The following is a 25,277-nucleotide window of genomic DNA, read 5'->3' on the forward strand; positions in this document are numbered from 1 at the left end:
TGTGTTTAAAAATTTAAAGTAAAACCGTGTTTAGTACCTAATTCCCGGGCGACACCATAAGCTCCCCCGGTGGTGGGATTGTCCTTGAAAAATTTATCCCATCTTTGATTGTACCGGTACGAGTTTTTCTGGTGGGTGCCCGTTTCCCACCAGCTCCCGAACTTGGGGTCATTGACGTTAATGCCTAATTTTTTAAAATTATCATGGAATTTCTTCGGGAATACATGATGTGCCTGCATGCTTTTCCCGGGGTTAATGCCGGTTAACCGGATCATGTTTTTCCGGAAGTTCCCGGCTTTAAAAGCCTTCAGGGCCTTGCTTGTCACCTTGCCCCCGGTGGCACCCCATCCCGCGACGGGCACCATGGCCGTGGCACTGATGGAAGCGTTGAGGTAATCTCCCTGGCATAGGTAAACCAGCGCGTTTATGCCGTCGAAAATCTCCCCGGCGACGGGCATCAGCCCTATAATGTCCAGAGCCGATTGCAGGGTGGCGACGCTCTTGTTATGTTCGCTCTCCACCCAACGAATTTTTAACCCCTGTTGTACCCGGTAATCCCCGTAATGATGTTGTTGAAAAAACATGGCCGGTCCGCTCGTCCAGAAGCGGTTTCGTCGTCTGGTGGCCGTGACGGTGACCTCGCCCAGCTCGATCACGTCCTCGTTCGGGTTAAAACTGGGCCAATCCACGTCGTTTACGGGTATACCGTCCAACCCGAGGAAATCGATGAATTGCACGGGATTGTTCAACGCGTAGGTTAGGGGCGATCCCGCCGGGTCTTCTCTGGCTATCGGGTCCGGAACCCACCACCTGGCAATCGCGTTATCGTACATGCGCCATCCGTAATCCAAGAACCCGGTGTTTCCCGTGGTTTGTTCCTCCTTTCCGTTGTACTTGTGTCGGTTTCCGTCTTGTTGGGCGTAATCTGCCCGGGCGTGCCTGGCACCGAAGGGGTAGTAGTCGTTTCGTTCCTTCACGTTCCCGTTGTCATCTACAATCACCCTGACGCTGCCGAGGTGATCGGTCAAGAAGTAGTTCACCTCGAAGCCACCGCTGGCGGAACTGTTTGCCCGGATCACGCCGCTCCCGAAATTGGCCGACTCGAGTTGTAACCCGGCACTTGTTTTCTTGTATGTCAAAGAACCCAAATAGTCAAAACCGTTCCCGGCGGCATCCCTTACCCGTAACTTGGTTCCATCTGCAAGATAGGAATAAGAGACTGCCAAAGTTGTCCCGGTCTTTACTGTCGATAACAAATTTAAAACATTATATTCAAAATTCAAATTTTTTCGACTGTCATTTAGCATGTTGCCGTTTTTATCGTGGGAATAGGTGCCCGTGGCGGCATTGCCCGGGGTGTAAATATCCCCGTCTGGCGTGGTGCGGATACTCTCGTTTAAGCCGGTCAGCTGGTTGCCCGTGTAGGTGTAAACGAGGTTATCCACCGTGTTCCCGTTGGCCGTTCGTTGCAAGGTTTTGATATTGCCGTTACGATCGTAGGCAATGCCTCTTTCCAGGTAGTTGTCTGCCAGGGTCGTCCACGTGTTCCCGTTTTTCAGGAATTGACTTGTTTCTTTCAAGCGGTTTATCCCGTCATAGGTAAACCCGTACATCAGGGCTGTGTTTGTCCCCTGTTGCCATTCCCACTCGCTGATGTTCCCGTTATAACGGGCGGGCGTGGTGCCCCGGGGTGAATCGTAACGTAATTTCATTTTAAAAGGTGTACTCTCTTTCCCCGTCAACCATCCTCTCGGGTTATAGGTCATCGTTTCCGTGGTGTTCCCGTGTTTCACGGTTTCGAGTCGCCCGACAGCGTCATAGGTATGGATAGTCGTGGCGGGGACGCCGTTGTTCAATTTCGTGACGGAGGTCATTAGCCTTCCCCTGTCGTCGTGGGTGTTCACGGTTTCCAGGATATCCGTCCGCGTGGCGCTTACCCCGTGGCTTTCCCGTTGTTGCAGCACGTTTCCGACAAAATCGTATTTAGTATCGATCCGGCTTTTTTGACCGTGAAGATTGTCGTTCACGGTTTGGATCACCCGGCAACGGTCGTCGTAGTAAGTAGTCACGGTCAACCAGGTGTTTGTTCCCAGTACCCTTGTTTTTGTACCGGTAACGCATCCGGTAACGTTGGGGTAATACGCCTCGGGGTAACCTGGCGTCGCGACGAACGGCAGTACCGGGACGTTAGGGTTGGGCGTGTAAGAATCATACCGTGTATATTGGAGGGGAGCACGGGTTCCGGCGGGGGAGTAGTTCTCGCTGGCGGAGGCGGCTGTTTGCAAGGCGGCGTGGGTGGTTGCCGCCGCTAACACGATTTCGCCCGTTTCGATTACCCGGTTTCGTGGATCGTACAACGAGTAGCTCCACTTGTTAGCGTTTTCGTCCCGTTGTTTACCGTCCTGGCTCATGACAAGCCGATCCCGTTTGTCGTACACCAGGTAGACGGGATCGCAACCCGGTAAACGTTTCACGGTCATTCGTCCCCAGCGGTCGTAATCGTACCGGTAAGCCAGTTGCCGGAGGAGAGTTTCGTCAATCGTGCTTCCCAATCGATAGCTGGCCTCCGGGGAAAGAACATAACGGAGTAGTCCCCGGTCGTCGTGCACGCTGTAGGTTTCTAATCGTGAGTTTCCTTCCGTGTTTGCCGACAGCACGATTACGTTCTGGTTGTCCGAGAACCTTTCAGTGATGTTCCCGTCTTCGTCGATGATCGTTTCCTTTTGGAGGGAGCCGGCGAGGTAATACCCGTCAAGAGATAACGTACCGTTAAGGGAAATTTTGTAGCGACGAACCTCATTGGTCGTGTTTAAGCCGTGGGATATCGATACTCCCTTTTGGCGGTCGTGCCAGTTTTTGCCCGCTCCCGTGCATTTTATTACCCGATTTAGGGGAGAGTTGTCGTACACTGTTCCGGTAAACGCATGAGCGGCTTCCGCGGTGCCGTACGCGTTCCAGTTGCTCGCGGTCGTGGGGGTATCGTGATAAGCCCCGTTGTTTCCGCTCTTGTTGTAAGGGAGATACTCTTTTTCTATCCTTCCCTGTACCCCGTACACGAGGGGCAGGATGATGTCGGCCGTTCCGCCGGAAGAGGCTTTAACCAGAATCACCTGTTGTTTTCTGCCGAAACCGTCGAGATAGATCACGTTATAGATGCTTCGGGGAGAGGGAATGCTGTTACTCGGTTCGATGTATATTTTCTCCGCCACGAAGTCGCGTGTAGTCGTGAAGGAGGGAGGCTCGGTATTCTCGTTTACCGGGCTGGCTTTTATCCCGTGGAAAAAAGCCACCGTCAATAGTACAAGTATATATATGTTTTTCATGATCTTAGAATTCGAGTTAACGTGTTTTATTTTAGTCGATTGTATTGCAGCTCTTTCATTGTGTTGCCTGTCCGGTCCTTTATCCTGATCAGTCTGCCCGCCTCGTCGTACTCGTTCAGTTCCAGCTGCCCGTTGTGGTCGAACTTGCAAAAAATAGATCCGTCCAGGTTATAGGAGATCGCCTCGAAAGAGGATTCCCGGGGAACCATGACGATGCTCACGACATTTGACGGAATCGTGGCGGTAACGGAAATTACTCCGGCGTACGGGGTCAGGTCGATTTCAAATGACTGTACCGAGTATCCTGATGAACCGGAAAGCGTCAACGTCCCGTTGCTTGTTCCCCCGGCATGACGAACCGAGTAAGTAAGCGATGTTTCCGGTCCTTCGACCAGGACAAATAGTTTGACTCGTTTCGTGTTCGGAACGGAAGTAATACTTATCGTGTTTTCCGCTGGGAAAATTTGTTCGGGATCGAAAGGGGTCAGTTTATCGAAAAATTTCAGGTTAACAATTTCCGGATTGCAAATAGCTCCTATCATGAATTGGAGACTATTGATGTCCATGTCAAAGCTCGGTTCATTTGCTACAAGGAAATACGATAGCATAAAGGAGATAGCGTGCGTATTGTCGTTGGCCCTTGCGCTGTCGAGCCATACCTGAAATTGTTGGGGATTGACCGGTGCGGTTCCGGAAGCGACGACAGATATGATGTCTATCATCAGGCCATGTTCATAGGTTTGCGTGTAAGCCATGTAATCCGGGCCGTAATTTATTTTTGGGAAAACGTTGTATCCCTTGATAAACTTGTCGCACAAATCCCGAACTCGGGTGTTGATATCTACTTGTTCTTTTAAAAAGGCGGCCTGTGTATGTCTGTTCCGGTCTATCGCCGCGACAAGATCCGGGGATGCATTGTGTGCCTTTAAGACGATGTAGTTTCCCGAGGCATCGTACACGTTAGCGGAGCTGGTCGAACGGGTCGTGTTACTCACGGGCAGGTAAAACTTCTTTATTCGCTTGTATTCGGAACTGTTCTCCGTGCGATAATTGTTTTCTCCTCGTGTGAACAAGTTTTGATCGGGTATGGCCAAGGTGTAGGCAACGGGGTTTTCCGTTTGATAGATGTATTGATCGGTAAGACCGAAAAAGCATGAACTATCCGTTTCGAGGGTTTCGTACCGGACGACCGTTTCGTCTATCAATTGCCCGTTTCTCAGGGTTGCTTGCTTGATCACGGGGGATAGCAGGTTTGCCTGCTTCATTTTCGAGATAAACGGGCTCGCGGATTCGCTCATTTCGGTTACTCTGCTCGTCACTTTCACGATCGTGTTCCCGCGGGAATCTTTCCGGGATATTCTGGTAGGCAAGCCGGAAGCTCTCGGGTTATCGTAAAAGAATTCAGTCTTTTGAAACGGCGTACCGCTTGCCCACGTGGTAAAGTCGTTAAAGGAGGCGCTATCCGTGACTTGTACCTCGAAACGGTATTCCGATAGCTCTTTGAGCAATGTTTTTCCCCCGTAATACAGCTCGTAGTTTTGTTGCGGTAGTGTTATCCGGGTACGGGGTTCTATATTCGGTATAAAGGTGTGGTCGTAAGGGATATAATAACACAATCTGCCTTCGTCCTGGTATAAAAGAATTGTCCCTAATCCCTGGAAATAGGCTATCTGTTCTTCCCGGTCTAAATAATACTCGTAAGGTTTTACCTGTACGCGTTTTTGTTTGTAACACAATGAGGTATCGCCTTGCGTGAAATAACTCATGTTGTCATAAAAATAGGGTGAAATGAATCCCGGGTTAAACGAGAGATCGGTGTAGTACTTCTTTTCAACGAGTCGTTTCAGGTTCCCACGATCATCATATTCGGCTGTGGCTAGGGGTAAGCCGTTTAACCAGAAAGGATAAATTAGAGGAGCTTCCGGCCAGAAAAAGTACAGGGAAGGCACGTGAAACAAAAAGGTTTTTATCCCTTTACCAGGAGTGGTCTCTTTCACGTAAGGATAGTATACCCCGTTGTTTCCCGTGTTTAAAAAGGCGAAGCCCGTGGATCTGATCCTGGAGTGTTTTACCCAATCCGTGAATTCCTCGTAATGGACTAAATTAAGGCGTTCGTAACTGTCGTACACCATTCTACCGGGACGAGGATAGGCATACAAGACAGAGTCTGTCTTTTCTCCCGTTCGATCCATGAATGTTAATGATTTTACCCGTATCCCGCCGATATCGACTACTATCGTTCCTGATGACGGTTCCTGTTTGTATTCCGCCACGTTCGACTCGTAATCGATGCTCAATCGCCCCCCGTTTTTCAGGGTAATTGTTTTTAGAGAATAGGCTTTTGCCGCTTCTATATCCACTTTTTGGGAATAAGGATTGTCATTTCCCACGAGTCGTTTACGATATCCCCAGAGGTCATAATACGGCCTTCCTTCCGTGGGCAAAGGGTAATAATCGAATAACATTTTTTCAATGGATACGTCATTCTTGTCGTAAAAATAGAGAGACGTTAACACGTTTCCTTGATATAGTTTGACCTTGGAGATTTGGTTCCCGGTGATGTCTGACAAGGTGATCGTGTTTAATTTTGCCATTTGTTCCTTGTAAGTGAACATGATCTTTTTATCCACGCATTTTATTTCCGTCAATAGAGGGGATGCTATTTTATAAGATGTTATCCCTCCGCTTTCTTTTAACGTGACAGGGGCCATCTCGTCGATACTTTCGATAACGTACCGTTTGGCTGTTTGAAACCAAGAGGCGGCAGCCCGGGCATTACTTGAACTGCTATTCTTGTACGAGTTAATGAGGTTGTTTAACGTGTTGATTAAATTTTGTGAGGCAGCCGTCACGCGTTGAATATCCCCTAACATCCCCATGATCCTGAGATTCGTGGTGATGATTTGCTGATTTTCCTCAAAATACGGATTTATGATCCAATTCCCATACCCGGCATACACGAGAAATTGACTGTTTAGTTGGGTTTCGCTCGAGTACGAGCCAAGATATCTTTTTGCCTGCTCAATGGCGTATCGAAATTGATTTTGATAGGAACTGAAATTAAGCGACCGTTCAATCACGGGACGACCGTACCAGTACGACGTGCGATAAGGAGAGATGTACTCGGTTTCGACTCTCCCGGAGTAGTTGAAGGTAATCGGTTCCCCGTTTAACGGTTCTATCCGGGTCAGGTACCATGACGAGAGGTACATTTTGTTCCGGATCCCGTTGCTACTGATGGCGGCTTCCGAGTTCATATTTTTTATTAATTCCGAATAATAGAAATAATAACGATTCCCGCCTTCATCCGTGATGGTCCACCCGTTTATAAATTTCCCGGCTATACTGGTGCTACACTCGATATGAATGTTCGTTCGCTCGAGGGGGACGGCATGGATTCGGTTATTCGCATCCATCTTGATCATGAAGTTGACCTTGTTGCCGCTAAATACGGCGGTGAAGATATCGGATTCGCCGTCTCTTTGCCGTTTATTGACCCGGTCAATATCATTTTCTACGACAACGGCATCAGCCTCGCTTTCTGCCCGTGCATAGCCCAAGTCGTCTTCATCGGCAATTCCTCCCCGAACGACACGCGTGACGATCCCTCCCGTGTTTAGGGTCCAGTTATAACCGGTTTGTCCCGGTTTATCATCGATTTTTACTCCTTTCGCGTTATAATCCAATGATACGGGTAGCAAAAAATCTCCGGAACGGAGCGTATACAGGGGAATACTGTAGTGGAATGTGCCCGTGGCATAATCGACGGAAACGTTTTTCATGTTCAAGTAGCCTTGAGCTTGCTCTCCCGGTTCGAAATTTTGTGCCGGGGATATTCCAGGTATACCCAGGAATATGATCAGGATAAAAAATAGTTTATTCTTCATGATCTTATTATTTCTTTAATTTAACACTTGTCCCGGTTGGCTTATTTTAGTCGCGAAGTGTCGGGGTAGGGTTAAATTTCTTTTTCCATAGGCACGTCTGTTTTTTAGGTTTGACTTTTCGTGCCTTGATGTTATATCAAAGAATGAGCAGTAAAAAGGGAGTAAACATTCTTTTGTTATTTTGTTGTACTGAAAATAAGCTCCTTTGATTGAGAATGTTGCATGAATATGTTGATCGTAAACATTTTTAAGTTGTAATATGTGGGTGTGAAATTTGGTTGTAAACGGAGTATTTTGTTTTATTGTTGAAAGAAAGTTGGAGAGCGAATGGTTTGAAAAATTTTAATGGTATTGGTGTGAGAAATAAAAACGAATTGTAATTACTCCGTGTAATTTGATTTGAGATATTGATCTCTTTATTGCTTCTTTCATTAAATTTTGATGAAAGAAGATTCTATTAAAAAACGCCTAAACGTTAATAAATGTAAATTTATATTCTGTTTTGATATGATAATTCTATTACTTTCTATGTTAATCGAGTTATTAATAACTGATTACTGGTAGTGTGATATTTTTATTGATAAATATTATGGTAAATATATATAAATAAAAGTATAGATATGTATATTAAAAGGAGTGAAAAAGTAATGTTTACTGCCTTTTTAGTGCATGTTTGAGTGTTTAAATTTATCAGAAATTAATTAATATATTAATTATGAATTTAGTGCTTTATGTAGAACAACGGTCTGATATGACTCAAAAGGTAGTCGATTTATTTACAAGTAATGGACATCGTTTGATTGTTGTTAAAAGTAATGGGGAAGCTTGTGATTACTGTAAAAAGCGGACTCCGGATATCGTGTTTCTTAGGGATTATCCCGAGAGGTATTCGTGTACAACCTATGCTAAAATGATAAAACGTCAAAATTGTAATATTTATGTCATTTTAGTCGGGGAGAAAATCATTGCTGAACAGGTTGTAAACGGATTGAATGGTTTCGCTAACCAATACATAAGTCAAGAGTGCGGAGCGGAAGGTATTTTGGCTTATGCGCAGGCGATAGAAAGAGAGGATCGTTTGAATGCAAGGCGGGGAGGAGTCCTGAAAGTGGCCAAGGATGTTTATTTGAAGAGGAATGTATCCGAATTGATTGTTGGACGTTCGGCCACGAGGTTAACGGTAAAACAATACGCGATATTGAGACTGTTGGTCGAAAATTGCTCTTGTGTCGTCCGGCGTCGAAGCCTGTTGTTAGAGGGATGGGGATGTGATGACGAATCCAATGTTCAGGGATTAAGAAAGATCATATCCTGTTGTCGTAAATTATTGAAACCGATACCTTATGTCGAGATTGTGACCTATTGGCAGATGGGGTATATGTTAAAAGTACAGGACGAGGAAGAGGCAAATGTATTCGATGAAAATGAGTGTCAATATGAATGTATTAAATGAAAAATAGTATGAATAAAAAAAGGAGTTTTTGTTTAAAGGCTTTTTCCTTGCCTGAATTATTGGTTGTTTTGGTGATTATCGGCATTCTGGTGTTAATTGCCTTACCTAATCTGATGCCGTTGATTTCAAAAGCGAAGAGTACGGAGGCGCAGCAGCAATTGGTTTTTTTGCATACCCTGCAGAAGAGTAATTTTTATACTCACTCGCGTTATTCCACCTCGCTGGAAGAGTTGGGGTTCGAACAAGCAAAACTTACGACGGACGGGGGAAATGCCAATTACCGCATTGAGATCGTGGAGGCCAACGAGAAAGGTTTCCGGGCAATAGCTACGGCGGTTGTGGATTTTGACGGCGACGGGATATATAATGTTTGGGAGATCAATCAAAACAAGGAACTGAAAGAAATCACGAAAGATTAAACGATGGAATTTTTGTTGACGATACCTTTGATGCTATTAATCCGTTCCGATTTTAAAAGGCGGGTAGTGAGTGTATACACCTTATTGGTCTTCGGAAGCTTACAGTTTATCGTTGTTTTAATGAAAGAAGGGATATATGAAACTGTTATACGGACCGGGATAAATAGTGTAGTTCTCTTATTTTTAGGTCTGGGTGTGTGCTTGTATTTATTACTGAAATACGGTCCGGTGGCGTTTGCGACCCGCCGTTTTATCGGTAGCGGAGATATAGTCTTTCTTTTTTTCCTGACTCCGGCATTCGCGGGATTGGAGTTTCCGAAGTTTTTGGTAATCTCGTTTTTGTTGACATTGGTGGGATGGGGCGTTTGTTGTAAACGAAAAAGGGAGTTGACGATTCCGTTAGTGGCGACGGTCGGTATTTGCTACTTGATTCGGATTTTAATCCGCTTCTTGTTTCCGATATGTACTGTTCAATATTCAACGTTATGAAAGAAATTCATGTATCTACCGAGATGCTTCAACTTTTTTCTGCCCGGGAAGCGTGGGAGTATCAATTGGTGCCTTGTGAAACGAAAGGGGATACGTTATGTTGTTACGGGGAGTCCGGTCGGGATTATGAATCGGTTATAACCGAATTGGAAGTATTGACCGGACAGAAGATCGTTGTAAACTCTTTGGATAGAGAACTCTTTTCCCGGTTGATAAAACAATCGTATCGTAACGAGGGAGATGCGGTCGAAAGAGAACGCTTAAAACGTAAACCTGCTTCGGGAAATTCGGGGTTTCTGCAAGGATTGATAGAAGAGGCTTACCGGGAGTATGCCAGTGATATTCATCTGGAGCCGGATAAGGAGCGTTGTCGGGTGCGTTTTCGGTTGGATGGAAAATTGGTGGAGCGTTACGTGATCGAGAGAGGGAATTACGCGGCCTTGGTCAATCAGGTAAAGATTTTGGCCAATCTGGATATATCCGAGAAACGGTTGCCTCAAGACGGTCGTATTCTTTACGAACAGGGAGAAGATAAATTTGATGTCCGGGTCTCCTCTTTACCGACGATCCACGGGGAAAAGGTGGTGATGCGTCTGTTAACCCGCCACGTGGAGTTATTGGAGTTGGAAAACCTGGGGTTTTCCCGTAAGCAATTGGAGGATTACCTCGTGTCTGTACGGAAACCGCATGGGTTGGTTCTGATTAGCGGACCCACGGGATCCGGTAAAAGTACGACTTTGTATGCCACTCTTCGTTTGTTGAACGAGGTGACTAATAATATATTGACCATAGAAGATCCGGTTGAATACACTCTTCAAGGAATAAATCAAGTACAGTTGAAAGAGGAGATCGGATTGACGTTCACGGCGGCCTTGCGTACGTTTTTACGACAAGATCCGGATATCATCATGTTGGGTGAAATCCGGGATACGGATACGGCTCAAATGGCTATTCGAAGTTCGCTCACGGGACACTTGATTTTTTCGACGATCCACACGAATAGTGCCTGGGGAAGTGTCTCCCGCTTGGTCGATATGGGAGTGCATCCCTATTTGATAGCGGATACGCTTATTCTCTGTGTGGCCCAGCGTTTGGTACGTTTGCTTTGTCCTTGTTGCAAGCAAGAGATAGAGGTCGGGGCGGTTTCAGGTCGAATTTCAACCGTTCATCGTTTGAAATCTCTGTTTAAACCTGTAGGGTGCGAGCAATGTTATTATACCGGCTACCGGGGACGTAAGGCTATATACGAGGTCATTCCGGTGGATGAAGAGTTATCCGGGGCGATCCGACGGGAGGAGTCCGACATCGGGAAGTATCTTCGGGAACGAAATATTCGCGCCTTGTCGGATTCGGCTCTGGAATTACTGGAGACGGGACAGACCTCTCTGGAGGAAGTGTTGACTTTAATAAACTCGTAAAAAGAGATATGATGATGAGCATAAAAATGATTCTGCTGTTTGTTGTTTTACAGGTATTCGTCGGAAAGGTGAAAGGAGAAGAAGAGCGGCTGGATTCTGTCCGGGTGAGGTTGGAACGGGTTGTTGCCCGGGATAGTGTTTACCTTTCCGAGATCGATATTTCTGTCGGGAAGTTGTCGCTTGGAGAATTTTTTCGAGCCATAGCCCGGGTAAACGGGGTGAATCTTTGTTACAAGGTGGACGAGGATCAGATGGTTACCTGTAACTTTAAACGGATTCGTATCGATGATCTGCTTTTTTTTCTGTGCAAAGAGTATCGTTTGGATTTGGAAGTTGTGGGGAATATTATTTCGATTACTTCCCCGGAACAGCCTGCTCCCGTTGCACGGGAGCCCCGAATAGAATTTGATAGTATAAAGGGTGTTTTGTCTTACGATCTTCGGGATGACGATCTGATTTCCGTCGTTAAAATAGTGAGTGTTTTGACCGGACAGAAGATCGTTGTTCCTACTGATTTATACCGCTACCGGGTGTCCGGATATGTTCGGGAGATGCCGGTGAAGGAGGCTATTACGGTTTTAGCTTCCGGAAATAAATTGGAGATTGTCCGGGAGAAAAGCGGAACATGGATGTTGTATGCTCCGCTGGCAGCTGCCGGGGATAAAAGCGATACGGCTCCCCTTTATAACAGGAGGCGCGGTTTTTCTGCCGATCAGATAACGGCCGATAGTTTGAAAAGGATAACGGCTTCGATCAACCGGGGAAATATTCAGGACATCGTGGCGGATGTGTGTGCGTTGCTCGGAATCGACCGGGTGTTTCTGGTTCCGTTGAATCAGGAGACGGCGCTACACGTGAAAAATGTTGATTTACCTGCTCTATTTTCGGTGCTTTTTGCCGGTACGCCTTTTACTTACCGGGAAGAGAATGGAATATTTCTATTCGGTTCGACGACTAAAAATAACGAGTTGGTTTTAACCCGGGTGATACCGATGCGTTATCGTTCGGCGGATAAAATCGTGGAGTTGATACCCACGGCCATGAAGACCGGAATGCAGGTACAGTTGTTTCCGGATCAAAATAGTATTATTGCGACCGGTTCAACTCGTCAGGTACGGGAGGTGGAACGATTCCTGGAGTCGATTGATCGCAGCGTACCCTTGATTACGATAGAGGTATTGATCGTGGATTCCAGAAAAAGCGTCATCCGGGAAGTGGGTGTAACGGCCGGACTCGGAGATAAACCGGTAAAAACAGGCGGTACGTTAAGTCCGGGTGTGGCCGTGTCGCTCTCGGCTTCCTCGATCAATAAATTGATCAATAGTTTTAACGGTTTCGGATCGATTAATTTGGGAAAAGTAACGCCTGATTTTTACCTTAACCTGAAAGCCTTGGAGGATGCCGGGAATATCGAGTTGCGTTCGACTCCGAAACTTTCTACTTTAAACGGCCATGAAGCAACGCTTAAGAGCGGGGAGACAAAGTATTATAAAGAGGTCCAAAATAATTACTACGGGTCGCAGATCCCGGTTCCGACAGAGTCTTATACCTGGAAAAATATAGAGGCTAATTTGACGCTGAAGATCGTGCCTTTCGTGAGTCAGGACGGGAAGATAACTCTTTCGATCGAGATCGAGCAGAGTGAGTTTACAACCCGGGAGGAGAAGGATGCTCCTCCCGGTACTGCCACCCGGAGTTTTAAGTCTTTGCTTCAGGTGCGGAACGAAGAGATGGTCCTGCTTGGCGGGATAGATCGAAATAGCCGGGAAAAAACGTCTAACGGATTACCTTTCTTAGCCCGGGTTCCGGTTTTGAAATGGTTATTCGGGTCGACGAAAAACAGTAAGGTGGATGAGAAGTTAAACGTGTTTATTAAACCTACGGTGATCTATTGAAAATGAGAGGATTGAGTGTAATATTGAAGAGAGTGGGACTCCTGGTTGTGCGAATGAAGAGAGAGGGTGATCCGGTTGTGGATTACCTGGAAGGGATTTGTCGCGGAAAAAGAGTGACGATAGTAAGAGAGGAACGAAGCGTGGAACCGGAGTCGTTTTTCAGAAAATCTCCTGATTACCCTGTTGTTATATGGTTCACGGGAGAGGGGATTATTACGAAGTTATTCGATGAGACCGGAGGTGGAATGGAACGAATAACTGTCGGAGGTGAATTTTTGTGGGAAAGGGAGTCTTTTTCCGGGGATGGGATGAAGATCGTTTTTACCCGGAAAGAGAGAATAGAGGTTTTGTCGGCTGTTTTGGAAAAGCAGAAGGTTCCCGTTGCAGGCATTCATTTGAGTCCTTCTGTCGACGAACGGGAATACGAGTCGTATCTCTTCCGCTTTTTTCAGGAAGAACTGAAATGGAAGGTATTGATGGAGCCGACGGAAAGAGGAAGTTGTTTGTGTACTCTTCTGAGGCGTAAATTGAGATTACCCGTTTTGGTCTGTCTGCTCTCTTTATTGTTGGTCAATTTCCTGTGGAACGACACGTTGAGAAAACGTCATTCTTTGCTACAGGCCGAATTGACTCGGGTGGAACGTAATGTTTCGGCACGGGATAAGCATTCGAGAGAAGTGGAACGTGTCGTGAATGAATACCGGCGAACCGGAAATCGAAGGAATGCTTTTATCGTCGACCGGATGGCTGCCGTTATTCCTCCGGAAGTCGTGCTGGAATCTTTGGAGATCGGTCCGCTTCTCAAAGTTTACGAAGAGGGAAAACCCTTGTCGATTCGTGACGGTTTGCTGCGTTGCAAAGGGAGATGTGCGATAACGGAAAAGATAACGCGGTTTATCGGAGAATTGACGAAAACGGATTTCGCCCGGGAGGTTAAGTTGATTTCGTTGGAGCGGGAACGGGATACGGGACAGTCGCTCTTTAAAATAGAGATTCGGTTATGAACGGATGGAGAGCCTATAAGAGTTTTATAAAACTGGCCAGCTTGTTGTGTGCCCTGCCTTTGATAGCCTGGTTTTTAGGTTTTCGGGGAACGGTTGCTTCCTGGCAGGAGTATAGAGAGAAACTGGGCGTGTTGGAAAAATTGAGGATGGAATCGGACGGAAGTAGTCTACCGCGGGTAAAAGAGGTTTTTTCTTCACAAGCCGTGTTACAGGACGGGCAGTGGTTGAAAAAATTATCACCCATGCTTACGGAAGGAGAGACCGTCGTGTCTAAATATACTCCTTATCTGCTTCGAACGGAAGGGAGTGTAAGAATAGATATCGGGGAATTAACTCTTTCGGGAGATTTTATCTCTTTAGTGAAATTATTGGATTTTATCGAACGGGATAAATCATTGGGAAAAGTGGTTTCGGTCGCTTTTGGTACGACCGTAGACAGAGTGAAGAAAAAGAAACAATTAAAAATGACGTTATGGATACAACAATTAAGCGTACATCATCGGGAGTGAAACGGAAGAAAAGGGTGGCCGGTTGTATGATTCTCGTGCTTTTATTGGGAGGATGTGAAGATTTGTTCGAGAAAGATATTTCGGAGAAAAGAGTGTGTTTGATAGCTCCGGCCGATAGCATTCGGACACCCCATAGGGAACAAAATTTCGTGTGGGAGGAAGTTTCCGGGGCTTCGGGTTATAGATTGGAAGTGGCGAAGCCCGGTTTTGAACGGCCTGAGTTTTATTTGCTGGATACGCTTGTGACAGGGAATAAATATTCTTTTACCTTGGATGTAGGTACCTATGAATGGCGGGTAAGGCCGGAGAATTCGGCTTATAAAGGATTGTATTCCGTACGGAGGATTGTTGTTTTACCTTCAAAAGAGGAGTGATGAAAGCATTGAAAAAGAACGGGACCCAATGGATATTACTGGCATCGACTCTTTTGATTTGGGGTGCGATTGCGGTCCGGGTGATCGGGTTAACCGGTTCCGGGATAAAAACGGAGATTCCCGTGATGGAACCGAGAACGTCTCCTCTCGGGACAGAGGTCGCATTGCTATTAAATTACCGGGACCCTTTTTTAGGTCATGGATCGGCTCTGCCTGTCTCCCGGGGAAGACTTCCCGGAAAAAAGCGGGAACTCCTTCAGCAAGTGGAGTCTCCTCCCGGATTTCGTTTGTTGGGTAAAATTAAAAAGGGGAAAAAAGATTTTCTTTTGGTGGCGTCGGGAGAGGAGCGACGGATTGTTGCCGTTACCGACAAAATCGACGGATTCTTGGTTTGTAGCGTGTTTGCGGACTCTGTCGTCGTGCGTAAAGGAAGTAAGCAATACACGGTAATCATGGAAAATGAGTAAAAGGACAAGCGTTTTATTGTCCGTGCGTTAAAAATCTGAATTTATGAGAAATTGTACGATACCGGCTTCGGTGCTGGCTACCGTATTGGTAGTTTGCATGCTTATGTTATTGGTCGTTTTGTCTGTTATGTCGTTGTGGAACATTGAATTAACGTTAGGATATCAATCGGAACAACGGGAACGATACCGGGCGCATATCGAGTCTGCTTTTGTACTTTATGCTTTGGACAGTACTTTGACAGAGAGGTTACGGGAGGATCGGACTTATCTGCTTTACGAGGGAGATTCCTCTTCCCGGGTACAATATACTTCGGGAAAATGGGGTTTGTATGAGGCGGTCACCGTGAAGGTTCGTAACGGGACACGGGGAACCCGGATATTCGGAAAGAGAAGAGAGGGTGAATACGGAACGACTCTTTTTCTGCCGGAAGACGGACGAACTCTTTCCTTGGCCGGGAAAACATACGTGAAGGGTGATGCCCGGATTCCCCGTAACGGGATTGTTTACACGCAGGTGCGTTCGGTCTTTTTCGGGGGTGAAAAGGTTGATGCCAGGAATATAAAACAGAGTCCGGAAGAGTTTCCCCTTCCTGAAAAGGAGTATGTCGACGGGATTCAAAAACTGTTTTCTCTCGATGGGTATCCTCTTCTCGCGGGGAACGAGTATCTGCATCGATCTTTTACCGATTCGCTTCTTTGTTTCGAAACGGGGGAATACCTTTCCGGAGTCGATATGCGGGGGCGGGTAATCCTGTATACCCCGGGAGAACTTTTTTTAGAGCGAGATAATCGCTTGGAAAACCTGATCGTCGTGGCCCGTAAAGTCGAAATTGCTGCCGGATTTCAGGGAAGTCTGCAGGTATTTGCGCGGGATTCCATTCTTCTGGAGGATGAGGTCCGCTTGTCTCCCGGCTCGGGTCTGTGGGTGAGCGGAGAGAACGATCGACGGCTTATCCGTCTTGGGAAGTATTGTGAGGTAAATGGCTATATTATCGTATCAGGGCATGATGAGGAGAGCGAAGTTCCTTCGGCCAACTATTTTCAATCGAAGAGTTCCAGGGTGCGGGGATTGGTGTACGTGGACGGTATCGCCGAGGTACACGGGGTCGTTTCGGGTAGCCTGTATGCCCGGTCCTGTTACTATTTTGCCCCGGAAGGGTTCTATTCCGGGATTCTTTATGATGTGGCTTTGCTGGAGACTTCGCTGGTCTCTTATCCCTTTTGGATGGGAAAGAATTACGAGAGAAAGGAGGTCAGATGGGTCGATTGAGACATGAACTGCGAGCCTCTTCTCTTTTGGAGTGTATCGTGGCTTCCGTTATCTGGTTGGGAGCTTTTATGGTCACGATGGAGATATTGACACGCGTGATGCTGAAGGAGCAATCCCCGGAAGAGGACTTATGCGCTTGGGTAGCCGTGAAACGGTGTTTTCAGGACTATTCGAGGGGGGCCTTTCCCTCGGGAAACTACACGAGAACTTACGACGGGGGAATCTTGGAGATCGAGTTGATTCCTTACCGGGGTAAAATACAACGATTGAGTATTCACGTTTATCCTTTGCGGGGCAAAAGGGATAGTCGGTACGATTATCTGATTAAATCCAAAAACAATGAAATTTGATGTAATACGATTTGAATGGGAAGGAACGACCCTGGTAGAAATATTAGTTGTCATAACGGTTTCTGCCCTCCTCTTTCTGGCTCTCTTTGACGGGGCTGATCTGGTTCGGGGGTTGACGGCCGGACTGACGGATAGGTTGTTGTCCTCCTATCGTTTGTCGGATAACTACCGGAGAATGGATTGTTTACTCGAGGCGAACGATCGTGCCGAGCTTCGGGGAGAGCGTTTATCCCTTTATCGAAACGGTGAGGTTTATTCCGTGTTGGAAAAGAGGGATTCGGTTGTCGTGCGGGTTGGTGAGGAGAGTACGGATACGCTTTTTCGTTCGGTGGAACGATGGGAATTTATATCCTCTAAGGAAGATCTCTCTTTTCCGGATTCTTTGCGGATATATCTGCGGATGGGAAAAAAAATCTTAGATATTCCTTTTGGTATCGGTAATCGCCGTCTTGGAGAAATTACGGATAAACTGCATGAGCAGGAAAAAATATACGAGTATGAAGAGTGATATCGATGTATTTCGGAAAAACTGGAGATTGAAAAACGGGAAAAAGGAGGTACTTTTTTCCGAATTACACTCGCTTTTGACTTCCGGTTTGGATTTCGGGCGTTCGTTTCGGTTACTCATCGATGGGGAGACGGACAAACGAGTAAAAGTTTTGTTGGAGGAGCTATATGCATCCGTGATTATCGGGCATTCGCTTTGGGAAAGTTTTGTGGCGAGTGGAAAATTTTCTCCGTTGGATAGCGGGGTATTACGGATCGGAGAAGAGACGGGACGAGTGGATGAATCGTTGCGTTTTTTGGCCGATTACTACCGTAAACGGGAGGAACAACGCCGAATGATAACGGGTGCCGTAAGTTACCCGTTGATTATCCTCTTGACGGCAATGTTGGTACTGGTATTTATGATTTTGGTCATTGTCCCTATGTTCGAACAGGTGTATGCTCGTATGGGAGGAGAACTTCCGGCTATAACCCGGTGGATTATTTCGTTATCCGGCAATTTTCCGGTTTATTTATTGACTTTTTTGGGTATCCTGATTACGGGGGGACTCTTTTTCTTTTTTCAGGGTAAAAACGATCGGGTTCGTTCTCTCCTCTCCTCTTTTTTACTGCGACTTCCCGGGATGGGGGGATTAGTTCGAAAAAATCAGGAAGCCCGTTTTTGCAAGCTGCTTTACTTGCTTTACGGCTCCGGGGTTCCCCTGTTAAACGGGATAGAGCTATTACGGGATATCATTACCTTTTTTCCTTATCAAATTTCATTCGATAGGATTAGTCATGGGTTACGAAAGGGAGAACTGTTTGCCGATACGTTGAGTGTATTCCCATTGATTTACGATCGAAAATTAGTGACTCTGGTGCGGGTTGGTGAGGAGACCAATCGTCTGGGAGATATGCTTTCGAAGCAAGCGGAAGATCTTACCCGGGAGCTGGAACATGAATTGAAACAACTCGGGAATCTGTTGGAACCCGTTCTGATACTGTGTGTCGGGGGACTTGTTGCCCTCGTGTTAGTCTCGATGTACCTGCCGATGTTTAAGCTCGGGGGAGTCATCGGGTAATGAAATCAAATGTCGAATTTTTAAAATGTGTGCTTATGAGAAAGGAAAATGAACATTAGTTAAAAACGATTTGTCGGCAATAGGCCGATGGAACCAAAAGTGAAATCTAAAATTAAAAAATTATGAAAAAGAGAGTGTTTTTTATATTCATATTATGTTGGGGTATTTTCGGAATGTCCCGTGCACAAAAATTTGAACCGGGTGAACAGGCAAAAGGACTTGCCGATTTAAAGAGCTCGTCTGTCGATTACAGTACCGGAACTTTTAATTACACGATTCCTCTGTTTGAACTATCTTCCGGGCATTTTACCCTTCCTGTCTCTTTGGTTTATTCGGCCAGAGGAGTCAAAGTGGACGAGGCCGAAGGGCCTTGGGGGATAGGATGGAATCTGATGTGCGGGGGTGTGATTACCCGTACGGTTCGCGGAGGTTTGGCCGACGATTACTACGGCGGTTTTTTACTGGAGACGCTGGATCATTCTGCGGCAACAAAGAAAAAAGTAAATACGCACGAGCAGGATGGAGAATCCGATATATTCACGGCTTTTTTCAACGGACGGAAGGTCTCTTTTATCGAGGTAAAAGAGGTCGGTCAGGTGGTCGTAAAAACCTTGGAAAAGTCGAATCTTTTGATCGAAAAAATAGAAGACGGATATGAGATCACGGACGAGAGCGGAGTGAAATATGTCTTTTCCGTTCCGGAAATGACATTAGGAGCTTGTTATCAGGATCCGAACGATGCGGGAAACAATATCTGGAATAGAGATTTTGTCTCTTCCTGGTATTTAAGTGAAATTCAAATTCCCGGTGATGATCCTATCCGTTTTTATTACACGGACGGTTCCGTTGTCGACTATACTTCGTGGAACGAGATGGTATATAATTACGGAAAGGGGATGAAGGAACGCGATTGTAAGATCGATCGTTATAGTAGACAGATTACGACGAATATAAATAATGCTAAATATTATGCTTCGCAATTGCCTAATGATATCCGGTTCAGAGAATTGGCTCAGAACGTGGAAAATATTCCTGCTTACGTGGAAGTATTGACAGAAGTACAACGTTCGAAGGAATACGGGATAACGTGTAGTAAGTTGGATATAATCCGTATCCCGACTTTGCATACCGTAATCGATTACAATGTAATGAGTCAGGTTATGGCTGCCGATCGAATCATCGGGTGTCTGTCGGATTGGACTTTTACTTCCGAAACCTGTTCCGAAGCGATGACTCGAATCAGTTATGTACGGAATTTGTTGGATAGATTCATTGACGATGGTTTATTGTACGATGCTTCTGCTCTTCGCGGGTGTTTGACCGAAATATTACGTTACATGAGACTCGATATCGAAGAAACCACCACGAAGACGGTCAGTAAGGTAGATGATTTTACTCGTCAGTCGGTCAAGGAAAAAAAATTGGCCCGGGTTTCCTGGGGTACAAATAATATTGTCTTTTGGGGAGAAGGACGTTCTATTACCGGAATTCAATGGCAGAATTATAAACAAGATGTGATCCGGGAGGTTAACTTTTCCTATAAAGGACGAACCTTGAGTCGATTGACGATCGGAAATGAAAAAGCCGGATTACTGGGGTATTATAATTTTGATTATTACTTGGATACATTGCATGCCAAAACTCGGGATATATGGGGGTATTATAACGGATCGGCTACGAATATCGAACACTTGATTCCTTTAGTGGCGGAAATACAAACGAATTACCCTTATGTACAATCGGAACATTTAAGCTTGCCCCCCGAACTGACGACATTTCCTGGCCGCTCCTGTAATGCCGATTACGCGAAAGCCTACTCTTTGCGGCAGATTACCGGAACCGGAGGTTGGAAGTTAAACGTGGATTACGAGTTGAACGAGTATAACGGGATCAAGTACGGGGGAATTCGGGTGAAGGAGGTCGTGCTGGACGACGGGGAAGGGAACCGGGATACCACCCGCTACCATTACCGGAATCTCTCCGCTACCGGTAACACGGGTTCCGGAGTGTTAGCGGTGGGATACCAGACGCTGACAAAAGTGCTGAATTATGGTACTTTTTCAGACAAGATTCTTCACTCTCTGGTGCAAGATGATGAAATGGCCATTCTTAACACGGGGAATAACGGTTTATTTTACCGATACGTGGTGGAAGAGCAGGTCGGAAACGGGTACATCGCGCACTATTTTTGCGTACCCGAATCTTTCCAGACGACATCACTGAACCAACGCTCTTTTTATCCATACTGGCTGCACGGGCTACCCCTCGGTACTGCTATTTACGATAAACAGGGACGATTGTTGAAATTGAAAAAGAATCGCTATTCTCAAGCTTTGGTCAATCTTCCGGGGACCACTTATACCATTTCGAGTACGATTAAAAACGAGTTCTTTCCGGGGGCTTCTCTTTATGGTTTCTCTACCCAGGTTGAACAATTGAAATCCTTCCGCTTTTTTGTGGATACGGAGAATGCGTTAACCTATATGCCGAATCGAAACGAACCGTTTTATTGGAACGGGGAGGCAACAGTCTATTTCAATCCCTATACGACTTTTTATGTCCCCAACGTGCAACCCCGGGAGAATATGGTAGTACCGGACCAATTTTATAAAATATATTACGGGGGAGCCACCGTTTTGACCGGGGAGGTGGAGTACGATTTTTTCGATCAGGAATCGGCAGCGGCCGGAACACCTTCCGAGAGTGATTTTACAAAAACCTCGTTTACCGGAAAATATAACGTGACCACCCGAAGCTACACTTACGGGAATACCCGGCGAACTACCCCCACGAGTGTTGTCACGACCACGGCCGACGGGACAGAGTACAAGCAGGATTCAAAGGTGGTGATGGATGCCTTTCTCGATAACACGAGCGCGTTGTTGACCGATATGCGTGCCGCTAATATGCTTTATTTACCCGTTCGGACGAGTACGTACGTGAAAACTCCTGGCAGCACGAGTTTTTTACTCGCAGGTGAAGAGGTGACGACCTACATGGATACCCTGATCGGTGGAAAACATTATTACCTGCCTTCTAAATTGTTGCGGTCGAACCAGGTGAATCCCGTCAGCGTGGCAAGCGGTAGTTTGAATAATTACTTCACGCGGGCGCAGTCGGCCTATACCGTGGACGGACAATTGCATTATTCCGGTTCGGGGACACGAGTAAGTGTTGCGGAGGTAAAATCAGCAGCCGGGAAAGAAACTTATGTTTATGACGAGGAGACCGGTAATCGTATACTCGTGGCCGCGCAGGCCGATCGTTCTTCCGTGGCGGCATTCGATCGGTATCGAAAGAGCGAATTAAAGCATATTAAAGTAAGCGAGCTTCCGACTAAGAGTATGAAAGAAAAGCTGGAAACTTACTACGATTTTCATCAAAATCTCCCTGAAAGTGTTTTACGGGATTCTTTTTTGAGTGAGTCCTGGACACTTCATAAAGAAATTATGAAGATCGTGGAGGATATTTTACAAGGTAAAGAACATCGTCAAAAAATCTTTGAGGAGGCCGGTAAAAAGGAGCAGGTGCAGGGAGAATACGAAATGGTTTGGTATCGCAGACAAAATAATATTGGAATATCTCGGGCGGATTATTTAAATATGATACAGGATATTGTCGATCCGATCCGGTTTGATACCCGGAAACCCGATATGATGGCATTCTTGTCGGGACGGGATAAAATGGGTGTGGACATACCGGGTAAACTACTTGTACAGAAGGTAAATGCTAATAAATATCGTTACAAGTTATTGGTTGAACGTTCTGCCGCAAAGGCCCTCTCCATATCCGTATCCTGGACATTTACCAAGTCGGGGGTAGCGGTCGGAACCGGGGAGAACACGTTCACGGTCACACAGGGAACAGGACACTATTGCATGGAGGGAGAAATTCCTGTCTCGGCGGCGCAATTGTCAGCAAGCCTGGAATTGAGGTTTTCTGATGACGTGCTGTCCGCCGCGCTCTGCCCGGACGGTATTGAATTCGAACTGACCAGTCTTGACGGTAAAGGGAATGTCGTTTGTCGTACCGGCAGAAACGGGATTATCGAGAGCCGGGAATACGATCCGCAAGGGCGCTTGCTCCGGGCAAGAGATAAAAACGGGAATATTCTTCAAGAGTATCACTATCATGTACAGCCTGGTAATCATTAATCGTAAAAAACAAGATCATGAAAACGATATATATCATATTATGCTTTTTGTTTACCCACTATTTTGTGGCGGGACAAGGTGTGCTGGTTCATTTGGATAAGATACAAAAATTTGAACCGGAACGAGTTATTTTTCCCCAGAAGGGGGGAACAGTAAAGGTATCCTTTTTTACCTCGGATTATGTAACCGCTGAAAATATTCAGACCGCTTTGCGGCAGAAGTTGCAGGGAACACCTTTTTCTTCAGCCACGATACAAGTGGCAGGGGGAGAGATTGAAGGCTATGATGGAGAGATAACCATAACTATGCCGAGAACGAGTGAGCTCTATTTTAGGGAGTACCAGTTGAAGTTGGCTAAAACTTCGTTGTTTCTCCGTCGGAAAGGATCGTACGGCAACCTGAATCGGTTTCGGGTATCGGGAGGCGGTGTCGTGGTCGACACAAACTCGGTCGTTATTCGCCTGTCGGGCACGGAACCGGGTGTGAAGTACGGTCTTTATCGTGACGGAGTACAAGTGGCGTATCTTTACGGACCTGCCAATCCGGATCTGAGCCTATACCCGGAGTGGCCGGATGATGCTCAAGCCGAAGAGGTCGAAAAAGGGAAATGGCAATGTTACCTGGATCGTCCCATCGAGTTTAAGGTGAGAGAAGCCGGCGTGTACCAGATAAAGGCTACATTGGATATAGAAACCATCGCGATGATCGGTAGCGTGACGGTCTGTCGGTACGACGGTAAACTCTACACCGCGGGAATGGACCAGGTGATCAGCGGTCGTTATGACTCGGAAACTGTCACCTCCAATCGAACCAAGCGAGTGGATGACGTGCTCTACACGGGTCCCGGCGGACGCTCCAGGCAATTGGTCTCCGTGGCAGCCTCTCCCTCGGGGAAGGATATCGTCACGCCTTTCGGTTTCGGTAAACTCGGCCGGGAGGAGAAAAAGTTCCTGCCGTTCGAGAGTACCGCCGGCACCGGAACCTACCTCGATAAAAATTTGTTCGCCTCCCGGTGGGGAAGCATTTACGGGAGTGACGAGAGTAATTTCGCGTTTAGCTTCTCGACTTTCGAGACGAGTCCCCTCGGGCGAGTGTTGACCGAGACGGGTCCCGGCAAAAACTGGCACCAGGCGGGAAAACGGGTGACTCTTTATTATGGTACCAACACGGCCAACGAGGTGCGTCGCTGGAAGGTCGACGCTGCCGGGACATTAGTCGACGGGGGCTACTACCCGGCTAATTCTCTTTCCCGGGAGAGAACCACCGACGAGGACGGCAACATCAGGGAGAGCTTCACGAGCGGGAGGGGGGAGGTTGTCGAGAGCGTGACTTACCTCTCCGGGCAACGCCTGGCCACGAGTAACGTGCACGACGACCTGGGACGCTTGCGTCACGTGCTATCGCCGGAGGCGAATGCACGTGGTCCTTTGACAGCAGGTATAATTGGTCTTTACGGTTATTACTACGCTTACGACGGGAAAGGGCGTGTCACGGAGAAGAAATTACCGGGATGTGATCCCGTCTACCTGGTCTACGATAACCGGGATCGACTCGTGATGAGCCAGGACGGTAAGCAACGGGCCGAGGACGCGAAAAAATGGAGTTACTCCCTTTACGATGCTCTCAACCGGGAGGTGGAATCCGGCGAGGTGATCTTGTCGGCGGCTACCACTCATGCCGCTCTTCAAACAGCGGCCTCCGCCAGCTCGGGCTACACCCCGGCGGGGACGAGAACGGCCCTGAAATACACGGCGTACGACACGTATCCTGCCAGCGGTAACGTGATAGCGATTCCCTTTGTCGCTACCGCCGGGTACGCCACCGCCCCGGGCACGAGTACCGGGGGCAAGGTCACGAGCGTGAAGACACGTGTCCTCGGCACGAGCACCTGGCTCACTTCCACCACCTATTACGACGACCTCGGCCGGGTTATCCAGACAGCGAGCGACAACCTCCTCGGTTATAAGAGCCGGGTCGACATGAGTTACAATTTCGCCGGGAACGTCCTGAAAACCCGGGAAGCCCACGGCTACAGCGCCACGGGAACTGACATCCTGGAGACGGTGAACACGTACGATCGCCGTGGCCGTCTTCTCTCCTCGAGCAGCACCCTGAACGGTGGAACTCCCGCCGTGGTGCAACACGAGTATGACGCCGTTGGACGGTTGAAGACGAACAAGTACAAGACGGGAGCCACCTTCCTCGCCGAGACGATGACCTACAACGCCCGGGGATGGCTGACCTCCAAGACCAGTACCCCTTTTACCATGACCTTGCGTTACGAGACGACCGCCCTCGGTGCTTCCGGGAAAAAGTATTACAACGGTGACATCAGCGAGTGGGAATGGAAGAACGGGACCACGGCTCCCGTGATGTACGCCCTCTCTTACGACGGTTTAAACCGGCTGTCAGGCAGCGTTCATTACCAGGGCGGAACGGCATGGACAGCTCTTGCCGGGAACAACGCTTATGACGAGAAGGGATTGACCTACGACCGTAACGGCAACATCCTGACCCTCAATCGCACGGGTCCATCCGCGACCTCTCTCGCCTACACTTACACGGGAAATCGATTGACCGGCTTGATCAAAAACGGGGTTAGCGGGACCTACTCTTACGACCCCAACGGGAACATGATAAATGACAGTCGAAAAAGTTTGAATTTTGAATATAATGTTTTAAATTTGTTATCGGCGG

The 25,277-nt window shown here is 47.1% G+C and carries 17 protein-coding genes; 15 read left to right on the forward strand and 2 right to left on the reverse strand.

Going from position 1 to position 25,277, the window contains the following annotated elements; all coding sequences use genetic code 11:
• Positions 1 to 5: 5 nt before the first annotated feature.
• A complete protein-coding gene (locus PGR74_RS13070) occupies positions 6 to 3,323 on the reverse strand; it encodes a DUF6443 domain-containing protein (RefSeq protein WP_270517305.1) in 3,318 nt (1,105 codons plus the stop codon).
• Between the two features lie 26 nt (positions 3,324 to 3,349).
• Positions 3,350 to 7,210, reverse strand: a complete 3,861-nt coding sequence (locus PGR74_RS13075; protein WP_110688864.1) for a hypothetical protein — start codon at positions 7,208 to 7,210, stop codon at positions 3,350 to 3,352.
• Positions 7,211 to 7,925: 715 nt separating this feature from the next.
• Here PGR74_RS13075 and PGR74_RS13080 point away from each other — a divergent pair.
• The 15 genes from PGR74_RS13080 to PGR74_RS13150 all read left to right on the forward strand — a co-directional run.
• Positions 7,926 to 8,663, forward strand: a complete 738-nt coding sequence (locus tag PGR74_RS13080) for a winged helix-turn-helix domain-containing protein (protein ID WP_041504729.1) — start codon at positions 7,926 to 7,928, stop codon at positions 8,661 to 8,663.
• An 8-nt stretch (positions 8,664 to 8,671) separates the two neighbouring features.
• Complete coding sequence (locus tag PGR74_RS13085) at positions 8,672 to 9,082, forward strand: type IV pilin protein (protein WP_041504738.1); 411 nt, start codon at positions 8,672 to 8,674, stop codon at positions 9,080 to 9,082.
• Between the two features lie 3 nt (positions 9,083 to 9,085).
• Positions 9,086 to 9,571 (forward strand): hypothetical protein, encoded by a 486-nt coding sequence (locus PGR74_RS13090; protein WP_041502998.1) that lies wholly within the window; start codon positions 9,086 to 9,088, stop codon positions 9,569 to 9,571.
• On the forward strand, positions 9,568 to 10,989 hold the full coding sequence (locus PGR74_RS13095) for a GspE/PulE family protein (RefSeq protein ID WP_041502999.1): 1,422 nt from the start codon (positions 9,568 to 9,570) through the stop codon (positions 10,987 to 10,989). Before PGR74_RS13090 ends, PGR74_RS13095 begins: the two co-directional genes overlap by 4 nt.
• An 11-nt stretch (positions 10,990 to 11,000) precedes the next feature.
• Positions 11,001 to 12,884: a type II secretion system protein GspD gene (locus PGR74_RS13100; RefSeq protein WP_235375049.1), complete on the forward strand. Its 1,884-nt coding sequence runs from the start codon at positions 11,001 to 11,003 to the stop codon at positions 12,882 to 12,884.
• Between the two features lie 11 nt (positions 12,885 to 12,895).
• A complete protein-coding gene (locus PGR74_RS13105) occupies positions 12,896 to 13,888 on the forward strand; it encodes a hypothetical protein (RefSeq protein WP_146216457.1) in 993 nt (330 codons plus the stop codon).
• Entirely contained in the window at positions 13,885 to 14,397 is a 513-nt protein-coding gene (locus PGR74_RS13110) for a hypothetical protein (protein WP_041503001.1), read from the forward strand. The genes PGR74_RS13105 and PGR74_RS13110 overlap by 4 nt, the downstream gene beginning before the upstream one ends.
• The gene (locus tag PGR74_RS13115) at positions 14,361 to 14,771 is read left to right on the forward strand and encodes a hypothetical protein (protein ID WP_052634503.1); all 411 of its coding nucleotides are present in this window, start codon (positions 14,361 to 14,363) and stop codon (positions 14,769 to 14,771) included. The genes PGR74_RS13110 and PGR74_RS13115 overlap by 37 nt, the downstream gene beginning before the upstream one ends.
• Positions 14,771 to 15,238, forward strand: coding sequence for a hypothetical protein (locus PGR74_RS13120; protein ID WP_041503002.1), 468 nt, complete (start codon positions 14,771 to 14,773; stop codon positions 15,236 to 15,238). Before PGR74_RS13115 ends, PGR74_RS13120 begins: the two co-directional genes overlap by 1 nt.
• A 43-nt stretch (positions 15,239 to 15,281) precedes the next feature.
• Positions 15,282 to 16,508 carry a hypothetical protein gene (locus PGR74_RS13125; RefSeq protein WP_041503003.1) on the forward strand — a complete coding sequence of 409 codons (1,227 nt, stop codon included), beginning with the start codon at positions 15,282 to 15,284 and terminating at the stop codon, positions 16,506 to 16,508.
• Positions 16,496 to 16,858, forward strand: a complete 363-nt coding sequence (locus tag PGR74_RS13130) for a hypothetical protein (protein WP_041503004.1) — start codon at positions 16,496 to 16,498, stop codon at positions 16,856 to 16,858. Before PGR74_RS13125 ends, PGR74_RS13130 begins: the two co-directional genes overlap by 13 nt.
• Positions 16,848 to 17,366: a hypothetical protein gene (locus PGR74_RS13135; protein ID WP_041503005.1), complete on the forward strand. Its 519-nt coding sequence runs from the start codon at positions 16,848 to 16,850 to the stop codon at positions 17,364 to 17,366. Before PGR74_RS13130 ends, PGR74_RS13135 begins: the two co-directional genes overlap by 11 nt.
• Positions 17,356 to 18,426 (forward strand): type II secretion system F family protein, encoded by a 1,071-nt coding sequence (locus PGR74_RS13140; RefSeq protein ID WP_041503006.1) that lies wholly within the window; start codon positions 17,356 to 17,358, stop codon positions 18,424 to 18,426. Before PGR74_RS13135 ends, PGR74_RS13140 begins: the two co-directional genes overlap by 11 nt.
• A gap of 122 nt (positions 18,427 to 18,548) precedes the next feature.
• A complete protein-coding gene (locus PGR74_RS13145; protein ID WP_041503007.1) occupies positions 18,549 to 22,580 on the forward strand; it encodes a hypothetical protein in 4,032 nt (1,343 codons plus the stop codon).
• 17 nt (positions 22,581 to 22,597) lie between these two features.
• On the forward strand, positions 22,598 to 25,277 hold a 2,680-nt coding region (locus tag PGR74_RS13150; protein WP_270517306.1), incomplete at its 3' end, for a DUF6443 domain-containing protein.

The organism is Sanguibacteroides sp. AM78-02pH3A (genome assembly GCF_027666085.1).
GTDB lineage: Bacteria > Bacteroidota > Bacteroidia > Bacteroidales > Marinifilaceae > Gabonibacter > Gabonibacter massiliensis.

What these genes read in the sequence shown, in the direction of transcription:
- PGR74_RS13110 (WP_041503001.1), top strand. Translation starts at nt 13,885, where the DNA reads ATGAACGGATGGAGAGCCTATAAGAGTTTTATAAAACTGGCCAGCTTG.
- PGR74_RS13075 (WP_110688864.1), bottom strand. Translation starts at nt 7,210, where the DNA reads ATGAAGAATAAACTATTTTTTATCCTGATCATATTCCTGGGTATACCT.
- PGR74_RS13130 (WP_041503004.1), top strand. Translation starts at nt 16,496, where the DNA reads ATGGGTCGATTGAGACATGAACTGCGAGCCTCTTCTCTTTTGGAGTGT.
- PGR74_RS13145 (WP_041503007.1), top strand. Translation starts at nt 18,549, where the DNA reads ATGAAAAAGAGAGTGTTTTTTATATTCATATTATGTTGGGGTATTTTC.
- PGR74_RS13135 (WP_041503005.1), top strand. Translation starts at nt 16,848, where the DNA reads ATGAAATTTGATGTAATACGATTTGAATGGGAAGGAACGACCCTGGTA.
- PGR74_RS13140 (WP_041503006.1), top strand. Translation starts at nt 17,356, where the DNA reads ATGAAGAGTGATATCGATGTATTTCGGAAAAACTGGAGATTGAAAAAC.
- PGR74_RS13085 (WP_041504738.1), top strand. Translation starts at nt 8,672, where the DNA reads ATGAATAAAAAAAGGAGTTTTTGTTTAAAGGCTTTTTCCTTGCCTGAA.
- PGR74_RS13090 (WP_041502998.1), top strand. Translation starts at nt 9,086, where the DNA reads ATGGAATTTTTGTTGACGATACCTTTGATGCTATTAATCCGTTCCGAT.
- PGR74_RS13080 (WP_041504729.1), top strand. Translation starts at nt 7,926, where the DNA reads ATGAATTTAGTGCTTTATGTAGAACAACGGTCTGATATGACTCAAAAG.
- PGR74_RS13100 (WP_235375049.1), top strand. Translation starts at nt 11,001, where the DNA reads ATGATGAGCATAAAAATGATTCTGCTGTTTGTTGTTTTACAGGTATTC.
- PGR74_RS13095 (WP_041502999.1), top strand. Translation starts at nt 9,568, where the DNA reads ATGAAAGAAATTCATGTATCTACCGAGATGCTTCAACTTTTTTCTGCC.
- PGR74_RS13120 (WP_041503002.1), top strand. Translation starts at nt 14,771, where the DNA reads ATGAAAGCATTGAAAAAGAACGGGACCCAATGGATATTACTGGCATCG.
- PGR74_RS13070 (WP_270517305.1), bottom strand. Translation starts at nt 3,323, where the DNA reads ATGAAAAACATATATATACTTGTACTATTGACGGTGGCTTTTTTCCAC.
- PGR74_RS13125 (WP_041503003.1), top strand. Translation starts at nt 15,282, where the DNA reads ATGAGAAATTGTACGATACCGGCTTCGGTGCTGGCTACCGTATTGGTA.
- PGR74_RS13115 (WP_052634503.1), top strand. Translation starts at nt 14,361, where the DNA reads ATGGATACAACAATTAAGCGTACATCATCGGGAGTGAAACGGAAGAAA.